Raw genomic sequence first — 13,600 nt, forward strand, 5'->3', positions numbered from 1 at the left:
TCGGTTTTGGTTGTAACAGTGCTTAAACATAACTTCAGATGTGAGATGACAAATGAAGATTAATATTAGTGTGACTAATCAATATGGTTATGACATCGCAGTATACCCATATAACAACGGCGCGCTGCCAACAAAAGAGGCTGGCGTAGTTGTTTCAAAATTAGAGGGTCGCGGTGAGCTAAGCGTTGACAGCGGAGAGTCTGGGGTGATTGAGGTTCCAGGCATGGGGTCACTGGTAGTGATGTTTTTAGGTAAACAAAAACTAGAAAGTTATCACGAAAAAGGGTCTGAGCAACAAGACGACTTTGATCAATGTGAGCAAATGGCATTGATCCGCTATAAAACTACTGAGCTTTATTGGCGCTTTCCTACTTCTGATGAATCACCATCATTAGAAATAAGCATCAATGACCTAGGTACAGTTTGTTGCAATAAAACATCCGTTGGCAGTCTTCGCCAAGTTTCAATACCAGAGTTATTTATTCCACCTGTTTTTTCTGCGGATCCATTTGCAGATCAATCAGAAGAAGAATCTCAGCCTAATTGAGTTGAAGGTTAAATGCTGTGTGATAACGCAGATGTGTATGACAAGTAATGAATGAGTGGCACGAGTGTAGTGTTGAAGTCCGCAAGTCACGAAAGAACGCAAACAAAGAGGATTAGATATGGCTACAGATGCATATATTGGCACCATGGTACCATTTGGCGGAAGCTTTGCAATTGAGCGTTTAGCGCTTTGCTACGGTCAACTGCAAGCAATTAGTGAAAATACAGCGCTGTATTCGCTATTGGGTAATAACTTTGGTGGAGATGCAAGAACGACTTTTGGCTTACCTGATTTAAGAGGGCGTAGCCCAGTAGGCCATGGGCCAATGCCAGGAGGTATGGACTATAACTTAGGATTTAAACTTGGTGCAGAAAGAATAGCATTGAGCTTATCGAATCTCCCTTCTCACACTCACGCCGCGCAATTTGTGCCCTCAGGAGGTGGAGGAGTAATGGGGGTATTACAGGCTGCAGAGAACAATGCTAATACGAATGTACCTGACGGGACAACCTACCTAGCGGGTAATTCGACTACTCCGATGTATTACAAACAGCAGGGCCTCTCTCCTGCACCAACATTAACCCCTATAGCTGGGTTGACTGTTGACGGTAGTACTGAGGGCAGTGTTGTGGTGGGTGATACTGGTTCTTCTCAAAGTTTCAGCATTATTAACCCGATACAAGTTGTAAATTGGCAAATAGTTTTGCAGGGCGTTTACCCTGCACGTAGTTGATTAATAGCCCTTGCGGTTAATACCGCAAGGGCCTATTTAGGGATGTTTTTGATTGTAAGTATATTTAACTAGAAAGTGTTTTAGCTGCCTGTCATTTAAAGCTCTTTTGAACTTTGGTCCACGGGCCATTTGGAGTAAGTATGAGGTATCAGATTAAAGCTAACGTCAAATATTGGCTTTTTGTTTGGCTATCTGTATTTAGTTTATCGGTTTCGGCTTTCTCTATTAATTATAAAGTGAAGTCGGGCAGTGGTGTTGCTAACATATCTCATACTGATAACTCTATTACATACCTAATTGATGCCGGTACTGCAACTTCCTACACGTCATCTACTATGACCGTGTATAGCGGCATTGCGGTTGCAGCAGATGCCTTTATTAATCAGGCTCCGTCTGCTTCAGCAGGCGGGTATATATTTTATACTAGTGACTCTAATAATAACTTTAGCTTTGACTCAATTACCATCTATGCCAACTTGCAGGTTTCAGCCAGTAATTACCAGATTAACTTAAAAGGGTATGATGGTGGAACGGCTGCAACCCCAGTAACTGCCACAATTACCGTACCTTTGGGACAGATTGGGGACGTATTCACAATTACAAGAGGCACTGATTTTTCAGGTGCTGACTGGCAAAATGTTGATACAGTCGTGTTGGAGTTTTATGACACGGCTAGCAATGTTTATAACAATAACTTTGCAATAGATACGATTACTGTTACACCTGTTGCGAGCAACTCGGCACCGACGGATATTTCCCTTAGTGCAACTTCGATTAATCAGTCTGCTACAGGAGCTTCTGCGTCAGTCGGCACGCTTTCTACAACAGATTCTGATGGCGGTGATAGTCATACCTACAGCTTAGTGACTAATGGCGCAAGTGCGAATGGCACTTGTACTGCTTCGGGTGATGATAACAATGCCAGTTTTTCAATTTCTGGCACAACTTTTCAAACCCAATCTGCATTATCGGCAGGTAGTTATAACGTTTGTGTACAAACCAACGATGGTACAACAACTTTTCAAAAAACATTTTCGATTACGGTGAACGATAATGTAGCGCCAAACGCGCCCTCTACACCAGATTTAGATGCCGCATCTGATACTGGCTCATCCAATACAGATAATATTACCAACGATACAACTTTAACTTTAAGTGGTACTGCAGAAAGCGGCTCTACTGTCACATTATATAGTGATCAGGTTAATGGTGGCGCAACGTCAATAGGCTCGGGTACGGCCACTGGTGGAAATTGGCAAATTACCACAAGTGCTTTGAGTGCGACCACGCATGCTATTAGTGCCAAAGCAACAGATGGGAGTAGTAACGTCAGCAGTAGTTCATCGAGCCTCAGTGTCACAATTGATACCACTGCTCCTACGGTGGCTGAAGTCACTGCGGTGACTACACCTACGAACGATACAACACCAAACTATACATTTAGTACTACCGAGGCTGGCACACTTTCTATGGGCGGCAGTTGTGGTACGTCAACTTCAACGACGATAGGCTCTACGGGTAATCAATCCATTACCCTGACTCAAACTGATAACAGCACAGCGCTAGCCGCAGGCACTTATACGAACTGTACGGTGACGGTGACTGACTCAGCGGGCAATGCTAGTTCAGCCCAAACAATTACTAGCTTTACGATAGATACAACGGCTCCAACTTTAGCTGAAGTAACGGCAGTTACAACCCCGGGCAATGATACAACGCCAAGCTATACATTTAGCACAACCGAGACGGGCACTTTATCGGTTGGCGGCAGTTGCGGTACGTCTAGTTCAACGACCATCAGTAGTACTGGTAATCAAACGATTACCTTGACTCAAACGGATAATTCGACCGCTTTAGCAGCGGGCACATACAGTAATTGTACGATTACCGTGACTGACTCCTCAGGTAACGCCAGCAGCGCGTTGAGCATTTCCAGTTTTACTATCGACACTACTGCGCCGACTTTAGCAGAAGTCACCGCGGTTACAACCCCGGGCAATGATACAACACCAAGCTATACATTTAGTACTACCGAGGCTGGCACACTTTCTATGGGCGGCAGTTGTGGTACGTCAACTTCAACGACGATAGGCTCGATAGGTAATCAAACCATTACCCTGACCCAAACTGATAACAGCACAGCGCTAGCCGCAGGCACTTATACGAACTGTACGGTGACGGTGACTGACTCAGCGGGCAATGCTAGTTCAGCGCAAGCAATTACCAGTTTTACAATAGATACAACGGCTCCAACTTTAGCTGAAGTAACGGCAGTTACAACCCCGGGCAATGATACAACGCCAAGCTATACATTTAGTACTACAGAGACAGGTACACTGTCTGTGGGTGGCAGTTGTGGTACATCAACCTCAACGACGATTGGCTCCACAGGTAATCAAACCATCACTCTGACTCAAGCGGATAATTCGACAGCGCTAGCGGCTGGCACATATACAGACTGTACAGTGACGGTGACTGATGCTGCGGGCAATGCCAGTGCAGCGCAAGCAATAACCAGTTTTACAATAGATACAACGGGTCCAACTTTTGACGGTGCTAATTCGACACCGAATGATAATGCGACGAATGTCACTGTGAGTGATGATATTGTTCTCGACTTTAGTGAGAATATTGCGCTAGGTACAGGTAATATTACCATTCGCAATGTATCGAACAGTAGTGACTTTGAAGTATTTAATGTAGCAACTAAAAGTGATGGTACAACGACAACGCCCAGCGCTGGCCGTATCAGTATTACTAATGACAAGATTTATATAAACCCGACTTCGGATCTAACAGGTAATAGAAATTATGCAATTCGAGTCGATGCAACTGCGGTTGATGATTCAGTAGGCAACAATTTTGATGGCATTAGCGATGATACAACCTTTAATTTTTCCACGGGTAATACACCACCGAGTGTGGATTTAGATTCTGGTACAGGTGGTAACGACAGTACAGCTTCGTTTACTGAGGCGGGAGGCGCTGTCAATATCGCAGCAAGCGCAGCCGTAACGGAAGCCGATGGCGATACCATTACGACTATTACGGTAAGCCTGACTAATGATCAAGATGGTGCATCAGAGGGGCTCAATGTAACGGCAGCTGCACAAGATGCACTGAGCGGTATTTCGGGGTCATCTGAGATTACACTACAAGACACCATCACTGTGTCTGGTGCGACGGCGACGGCATCAGAAGTGCAAACTTTCTTGCAAGCTGTGACTTATAACAACACTTCTAGCTCTGCGAATGAAACTGCCAGAACCGTCACTGTAGTGATCAATGATGGCACAGACAATAGCACCTCTCGTACAGCAACAATTTCGGTCAGTAACGTAACTGCAGCAACTAGCTCTGCGGCTAGCTTTAATACCACTAATGGTACAAATTTATCTCCTGCTATTACATTTACCAGTGATGATGAAACATTGACTATCGCAGATACCAGCCATATCACTGGTTCAACTGCGGATGGTAGCACAGGAACCGATACTTTATCTGTTCCAACAGGTTCTGATTTAACTGGGTTCACTAGCTTAACAGGATTTGAAACGTTAACACCAGATAGCGGTGCTTCAATTACCTTAAATGAATCTCAACATGATGCATTTAGCACTATTAATGGCGCAGGCACCAATCAATTCACAATTTCAAGCGCCGACGGAGACCAAGCACTAACTGGTGATGCCGACATTGAAAGCTATGTGCTGGGGGAGGCGATGAGCTTTACCCTAGCTGATGCTGCGCAAAATGTGACCGGCAGTACAGGTGATGATACGGTTAATGTGACTACCTTAAGCGCTACAGGTACGTTAAACGGTGGTTCAGGTACAGATACTCTACAAGCAAGCTCTGGAGCAAATATCAGTGGCGCAACAGTCTCTGCATTTGAGTCCCTCACACTTGCCAGTGGTGCTAGTGTGACGATGAGCGAGGCACAACATGATAGCTTCTCAACAGTTACCGCACCTGGTTCAGAAACCATTACAATTAGCTCGGCAACGGATGGATTGACGGGTAATAGTGCCGTAGAAAGCTATTCACTCTCTGTTGCCAACACCTTTACTCTTGGTAGTGCGTCACAAAACCTAGTCGGTAGTGCGAGCGATGACACAGTGAACGTTGGCACGCTGACTGCGACAGGTTCTATAGTTGGTGGCTCTGGTACTGATACACTGACGGTTGGTAATGGTGGTAGTATTGCTGGTGCGACGATATCAGGTTTTGAAAATCTGACTGTAACAAGTGGCGGATCTGCAACGCTTAGTGCATCTCAGTTATCAGCATTTTCTGGCACCGTTTCAGGGGCTGGTACTGAAACCATTACTGTGTCAGGCGATGGCAGTGTCTCTACGCTCTCCGCAATTGAAAACTACACCTTGTTAGACGATAGCACTAACACGCGTTCGGTAACGGTAAACGGGGCTACACACTCTGTTACAGGGTCATCGACTACAGACGCTATTACTTTTGATATAGGCACGTTAACATATACAGGCACTTTGACAGGAGATAGCACTGTTGCTGACACCCTTTCGATGAGTTCAGGTGCAGATATTACAAGTGCCTCTATCAGTAATATCACTAATTTAACGCTCGCCTCTGGCGCATCCGTAGCGATGACTGCCAGTCAAAACTCTGCTTTCTCAGGCACTATAACAGCACCAGGTTCAGAGACAATTACCATCAGTGGAGATGGTGACTTTACTACCTTAGTCGGTGTTGAAACTTACAGCGTGGGTGATGATACAACCAATACCAGAACCATAACTGTGGCCACAGGTACAACGAGTGTGACCGCAAGTTCAGCTACCGATGCCATAACGTTTGCAATTGGCGGCAGCACTTATACTGGTACCCTCACCGGTGATAGCACAGTCGCTGACCAAGTGCAGGTCACTGATGGTGCCGATGTCAGTGGTGGTGTCTTTACAAATATTGGTAGCTTGTCTGTTGGCAGTGGCGCTACTGTCGCGATCGATTCTGCAAACCTAAGCAACTTTGCGACGGCTATTTCTGGAAGCGGAGGTTCTGAAACATTGAAGTTAATGGATGGGGGGACATTTGACTTCTCAACCACATCTATTTCTGCTATTGAAGGCATTGCCATTGGCACCAATAATAACGCTACGATTACCTTAACAGACAATTTTAGTGCGGACGGGCAAACAGTGTCTGTTACTAATTCATCAGGCAGTGCTATCACCGCTGACTTGGTGATAAATGCTTCTGCATTTGCAACAGATGTCTTGCAAATTACTGCCGCAGACTTAGATGGTTCCGATACAATAACTGGTGGTAGTGGTGCAGATACCATTCGTCCAGGTGCTGGTACGGATACTATGACTGGGAATAGCGGCAATGACAACTTTGCTGGTGCAGCCAGTGACTTAAACGGAGATACCATTGCTGACCTTGCTGCGGGCGATACCATTACTATTACTGGAATAACAGGACTAACTACCAGTAACGTGCGCTTTAACGGGACCGGCACGCTAGAGGTAGATACCGATGCAACAACATTTGCAAGCCCTGAAGTGTCACTCACATTAACCAATGCTCCAGCGAATGATTTGGTATATACAGTGGCCGATTCAGGCAGTGATACTTTAATTACATTCGCTGCCGCAAATAATGTACCTGTATTTAGTAGCTTAAATGGTGGCAGTACCTTTACGGAGAACGGTTCTTCCGTTGCAATTGATACGGATGTAACGGTTGCTGATACCGAACTCGATGCACTCAATGGCGGTAATGGCAACTATAGTGGTGCATCGGTGACGATTGCACGTAATGGCGGTGCGAATTCATCAGATGTATTTAGCAATTCAGGGTTGCTAGGTACGTTAACCCAAGGTAATACCTTCACATATAACTCCACCTCAGTTGGTACTGTAACCACTAATTCATCGGGAACCTTAGTACTGACATTTAACAGCAGTGCGACCTCCGCTATGGTTGATGGTGTTCTTCAGTCAATCAATTATGGTAATAGCTCTGAAGACCCTTCGTCTTCAGTAACGTTGAATTACACATTTAATGATGGAACTGAGAACAGTACAGGTACCAATCAAGCAGTTGTAAACATTACGGCGGTCAATGATGCGCCCACAGATATCGCTCTAACAGCGACAAGCATTAATCAATCGGCTACGGGCACAGCGGCAACAGTTGCAACCGCAAGTACCACAGATATAGAAGCGGGTGATAGTCACACATATAGTTTGGTGAGTGTAGGCGCAAGCAATGGCGGCACTTGTAGTGCAAGCTCTGGTAATGGCAGCTTCCAATTCACCGCAAGTACGTTGCAAACACAAGGTTCAACTTCTCCAGGCGATTACACCATTTGTGTGCAAACCAGTGATGGCACTGCAACATTCCAAAAGTCGTTTACGATAACAGTAAACGATAACGTGGCGCCAAATGCTCCTTCTACACCTGATCTAGATTCAGGGTCCGATACTGGTGCTTCAAGCACAGATAATATTACTAATGATGCAACACCTACTCTTAGCGGTACTGCAGAAAGTGGCTCAACGGTTAATTTATACAGCGATCAGGTTGGTGGGGGCGCAACATCTATTGGTAGCGCAACGGCCACGGGTGGAAATTGGCAAATTACTACCAGCACCCTAGCATCCGGTACTGCTCATTCTATCACTGCAAAAGCAACTGACTCTGCAAATAATACCAGCGCCAGTTCAGCTGCGTTAAGTGTGACAATCGATACAACGGCACCTACTACGCCAAGTACTCCTGATTTAGCGACAGCAAGTGACAGTGGCAGTTCAAGCACTGATAATTTAACCAACGATACAACGCCAACCTTTACTGGGACGGGTACCACAGGCGATACGATTACAATTATCTCCAGTGTTGATGGCTCTGTAGGTAGCGCTGTTGTCAGTAGCGGTCAGTGGAGTATAACGACTTCTGCACTTTCTTCTGGTGCTCATACTATTACTGCTAGAGCAAGTGATACGGCAGGTAATGTAACGGATAGCTCAGGTTTATCAGTTACCATTGATGCGACTGCGCCTACAGGTGTAACTGCCGCTATCGACCAAAGCAAAATAGACGCAACCAATGAAGCTGCGATGAGTTTCACCTTAACGGGCCTCGAGGGTTCTGGTACTGGGTCATTTACCTATCAAATTTCAGATGGAACCAGTTCTGTCAGTAGTGCCAGTGCAATTTCAATTACGGGCTCAACACAGCAAGTTTCCAGTATTAATGTCACAAATCTTGCTGAAGGAACATTGACGCTTTCTGTCACCGCTACGGATATTGCTGGTAATGCAAGTTCGGCATTCACCGATACAGTAACCAAACAGTATAATGTTGCCCCAACGGCTGTAAATGATAGCCTTAGTGTTACAGAGGATGTCGCTAATTCACTCAATGTATTAAGCAATGATAGCGACCCTGAAAATGGCATTGTGGTCTCGTCTGTTACTATTAAAACTTCGCCAACTAAGGGGCAAGTATCAGTCAGTAATGGAGTTGTCACTTATACACCAAACGCAAATGAAAATGGCTCAGACTCATTCACTTATACGGTAAAAGACTCCGACCAAGCTGAGTCAAATGTGGCAACAGTATCAGTTACCATTACGCCAGTGAATGATTTGCCTGTAGCAGCAAACTTTACTCCAAACATTAGTGAAGATACGCCTACATCGGCGTTAACCGTTAGGGCTAGTGCTACGGATGTTGAAGATACAAACCCAACAGGTAATATTGAAATTGCTACACAGCCAACTAAAGGGGCTGTCAATATAGACCAAACAGCGGGTACGCTAGTCTATACACCAAATGCCAATGAGACTGGCAGTGATAGCTTTACCTACACCATTTTAGACAGTGCAGGTGGTCGCTCAAATGTCGCGACAGTGTCTATTAATATTGGTGCTGTAAATGACAGACCTGTTGCAGGTAATGATTCGGTAACGACCAATGAAGATACAGCGACTACTTTGGCCATTCTGGCTAACGACACAGACGTGGAAGACAATGGATTTGTTGGTGCTGATATAGCGCTAGAGGATAAGGGTAATGGCGCTGGGGTATATACCGAAGCAAATGTGACGGTTGCCACTGACGGTGTAATTACAATAACACCTAACTTGAACCAAAATGGTACTTTAACCTTTACTTACACCATCGAAGATAGTGATGGGTTACGCTCTGATCCCGCAACGGTAACCGTCAACATCACAGCGGTGAATGATGCGCCAGTAGCGGTAGATAATACCGCACAGATTCTAGAAGACGGTAATATTGAAATTAATGTATTGGGTAATGATAGCGATGTAGATAGCCAGCTCAACACATCAAGTGTAACCGTTGTAACTAATCCTCAAGGTGGTAGTGCACAAGTACAAGGCACCGGCTCTATAGTGTATACCGCAAATGCCAACTTCTTTGGTAGCGATAGCTTTACTTATACGGTGCAGGATGCTGAGGGGTTAACCTCAAATGTGGCCACGGTAAATATTACGGTGTCATCAGTCAATGATGTACCAGAGATCTCTGGCACACCATCTACATCAGTAAACGAAGATGAAAGTTATAGCTTTACGCCAACTGCTGTAGACGCCGATCAAGATACTTTGACATTCAGCGTGAGTAATTTACCGGTATGGGCTGCATTTGATGATACCAATGGTGCTATTACAGGTACTCCTACAGAAGGTCAAGACGGTACCTATTCAGGTATTGTTGTGTCGGTCAGTGATGGTCAGGCAACTGTTTCACTTACAGCGTTTACTGTTGAGGTGGTGGCGGTAAATGATGCACCAACAATTCAAGGTATTGCGCCAACCTCTGTAAAACAAGATGAACAATATAGCTTTGTGCCACAAGCTGAAGATATAGATTCTACTTCTCTCACCTTTAGCATTGCAGGTTTACCTAGTTGGGCATTGTTTGACTCTGCAACGGGGAGTTTGACAGGTACTCCAACTCGTCAAGATGTAGGGATCTTCGAAAATATCGTCATTACGGTAAGTGATGGAGAGTTACAAACCAGCTTACCCGTTTTTGCTATAACGGTTGAACCAACAAACGAAGCACCTGTTGCAAGCAATATGCAGCAAAACGTTAAAGAAGATGGTACGACGAGTTTTGTGGCTGCGGTAGAAGATGCTGATGGCGATACGCTAACGTTAACACTGCAAAGTCAACCACAAAATGGTCAAGTAGCAATTCAAGGCACTACATTCAGCTATACACCATTGCCTAACTTTAATGGTAGTGATGGGTTTACCTTTAGTGCCTCTGATGGTGAGTTAAGTTCAGAAGTTGTAACTGTAAGTATTAGCGTATTGCCGATTAATGATGTACCAATTGCAGTTGATGACAACTTTGTATTTGACTTTGTATCTACTAATCAATACGTACTGCCAGTACTTGAAAACGACTCAGATGCCGACGGTGATAAAATCACTATTATAGGAGCTAAGGCATCACTGGGCACAGTGACTATTACAGATAGCACACTGGTTTACCAAGGAGTTAGTAATGCTCAAGGGCCTGTTACCATAAAGTATGTGATTACTGATGGTAGCAAAGAGCGTGCTTCGGCTGTGGCTACGTTAACCATCAATAACGTAACGGGCGGAAATGCACCAACAATTCAGGCACCCAGTGACATTACAGTCAATGCGACAGGCTTGTTTACGAAAGTAGATCTAGGCACTGCGGTGGCAACTGATAGTCAGGGCAACCCTCTGCCAGTATCTTTGACTCGCAATACGCCTATCTTTGCGCCTGGTAAACATCTTGTTTACTGGCAAACTGTTGACAGCAATAACTTAGCTGCAACGGCCAGTCAGACGGTTAATGTAAACCCATTAGTTTCATTGCAAAAAAATAGTCGAGTTGCCGAAGATAGAAGTCATTCAGTAAGTGTTTATCTTAACGGTGTGTCGCCAAGTTATCCTGTAACGATACCTTACACAGTCTCTGGCACGGCAAATAGCAGCGACCATGACATACAAGCGGGCGAGGTAGTTATTAGCTCAGGTACAGAAGCGAAGATCGAGTTTACTATCTTTGCTGATGGTTTGGTTGAGGGGAATGAAACTATTGTGATCACCTTAGATGGTGGTTTAAATGTGGGCACCAAGTCTTCATCAATTGTGACCATTGTTGAAGATAATGCTGCTCCATCAATTACCACCTCGGTGACTCAAAATAATGAAGAGCGCAGTTTAATTACTGCCACGAATGATGAGGTGCAAATTAACGCAACGGTATTTGATCCTAATCCAAATGATCAAGTTACAGTTTCTTGGCAAGCAGAGTCGGGATTAGTGAATAGTGCAACAGATCCTCTTCAATTTGTGTTTAATCCGCAAGGTGTTGCAACAGGTATCTATAAAGTGAGTGTCACCGCCAAAGATAATGCGACGCCGAGTTTGTCAACGACCAAAGATGTATTTATCGAGATAATTGAATCGTTGGGTTCGCTAGGTGGTAATGACTCTGATGGAGACTTGATCCCTGATGATCAAGAAGGGTATACAGACTCCGATGGGGATGGGATCCCTGATTTCCAAGATGCAATATCTGAATGTAATGTTATGCAAGAACAGGCACTTGAATCAGGACAATTCTTAGTTGAAGGTGACCCAGGTGTTTGCTTACGTAAAGGTGTCACAGTGGCACAAAACCAAACTGGGGGTTTGCAGTTACTAGAAACAGAGTTACCTAATGACCCTAGCGCAACGAATACAGGCGGGTTATTTGACTATATTGCGACAGGTTTACCGCAAGCAGGTGACGTTTATTCAATAGTATTACCGCAGCGGTTACCTGTGCCTCTTGGTGCCATTTACCGTAAATTGAAAAATGGACAGTGGGTCGACTTTGTTGTCGATACAGACAATCAGCTATTGTCGGCTCAAGGTGAGCCTGGGTTCTGTCCTCCTCCAGGAGATACTCAATGGGTGAGTGGTTTAGTAGAAGGCGCTTGGTGTATTCAATTGAGAATTGTCGATGGTGGACCTAATGATGATGATGGTATTGCTAACGGCACTATTGTAGACCCCGGTGGTATAGCAGTGCCACTGAGTAACAATGCATTACCTAAAGCGAATACTGATACAGCAACTATTGTGTCTGGGCAATCAATCGCAATCAATGTGTTGGTTAATGATACGGATCAAGATGGTGATTTACTGACAATAACAGGTGTCAGTGTCGATTTTGGCGCTGTTGAAGTGATTAATGATCAGGTTCACTATACGCCACCTAATATGTTTATTGGTCAAGCAACGATTCAATATAGTATTACAGATAACAAAGGTGGCACGTCGAGTAGTACTGTGAGTGTGTCTGTGATTACGAACAAAGCTCCTGTCGCTGTAGATGACAGCGCCATTAGTAATGGGGGGGCTGTATTAGTAATAGATGTGCTCGCGAACGACAGTGACCCAGAGGGAGCCGCTTTGTATTTGGTTTCTGCCAGTGCGGAGCAAGGCAGTGTGGCTATAAATGTTGACAATACTATTACCTACACACCAAAAACTGGGTTCTCAGGTACAGACATTATCACTTATGTGGTCCGTGATGAATATGGAGCATCAACCGAAGGAGTTGTATCAGTAGTGGTAAATACGTCACAAAATACGACGATTACAAATAGTTCATCGGGTTCACTAGGAGGGTTGCTTGTGTTACTAACAACTGCAATATTTATTCGTCGTAGCCGTTTGTTCGCTGCAGTGCTAGTGGTGTTTGGAATTGCTGCCATGGGTCCTGCTCAAGCTAATTCTGAATTATGGCAATTTACGGGGAGTGTTGGTCAAGCTACCGCCGATTCAGAACTACGAGCTACGCAGTTATCTATTGAAAAAGTAGATGACAAAGGCACAAGTTGGTCTATCGGGGCTTTTTACGAAGTACTTCCCAGTTTGCATGTTGGGCTTAGGTATATCGACTTGGGCGAAGGAGAAGTGCGCTTTTCAGGTGATGTGAGTTCAGTAGATCAAGCTCAAAATATACTCGCAAAAGAAGCGCCTGTGCTACCCAGTGGCGTATCGGCTCAAATTGATTTTTCTAAAAGTATTACAAATCAATTTAACGGCAGAGTGTTCATAGGCTTATTACGCTGGCAATATGAAATTGACAGCCTAAGTGATGGTGGCAACTCTCAAACTTACAAAGATGATGGCTTCAGTGGTTATTTGGGCGGGGGAGTTTACTACGAGGTATCAAAAAAGCTGTCGGTTGGACTTGACTATAGCCACTACTTTTTATCAAAAAATGATATTGGTGAAATAGCGTTGGGGTTGCAATACCGCTTTTAGATA

The 13,600-nt window shown here is 44.6% G+C and carries 3 protein-coding genes; all 3 read left to right on the plus strand.

What is annotated here, in order from left to right:
• The first annotated feature begins 52 nt into the window (after positions 1 to 52).
• The 3 genes from HG263_RS17670 (at position 53) to HG263_RS17680 (ending at position 13,597) form a co-directional block, all read left to right on the plus strand.
• A complete protein-coding gene (locus tag HG263_RS17670) occupies positions 53 to 547 on the plus strand; it encodes a hypothetical protein (protein WP_171627417.1) in 495 nt (164 codons plus the stop codon).
• Between the two features lie 118 nt (positions 548 to 665).
• Positions 666 to 1,280: a phage tail protein gene (locus tag HG263_RS17675; RefSeq protein ID WP_171627418.1), complete on the plus strand. Its 615-nt coding sequence runs from the start codon at positions 666 to 668 to the stop codon at positions 1,278 to 1,280.
• A gap of 140 nt (positions 1,281 to 1,420) precedes the next feature.
• Positions 1,421 to 13,597, plus strand: coding sequence for a tandem-95 repeat protein (locus HG263_RS17680; RefSeq protein ID WP_246240023.1), 12,177 nt, complete (start codon positions 1,421 to 1,423; stop codon positions 13,595 to 13,597).
• Positions 13,598 to 13,600 lie beyond the last annotated feature (3 nt).

Origin of the sequence: Pseudoalteromonas caenipelagi (assembly GCF_013140855.1) — a bacterium.
Classification (GTDB): domain Bacteria; phylum Pseudomonadota; class Gammaproteobacteria; order Enterobacterales; family Alteromonadaceae; genus Pseudoalteromonas; species Pseudoalteromonas caenipelagi.

What these genes read in the sequence shown, in the direction of transcription:
- HG263_RS17670 (WP_171627417.1), top strand. Translation starts at nt 53, where the DNA reads ATGAAGATTAATATTAGTGTGACTAATCAATATGGTTATGACATCGCA.
- HG263_RS17675 (WP_171627418.1), top strand. Translation starts at nt 666, where the DNA reads ATGGCTACAGATGCATATATTGGCACCATGGTACCATTTGGCGGAAGC.
- HG263_RS17680 (WP_246240023.1), top strand. Translation starts at nt 1,421, where the DNA reads ATGAGGTATCAGATTAAAGCTAACGTCAAATATTGGCTTTTTGTTTGG.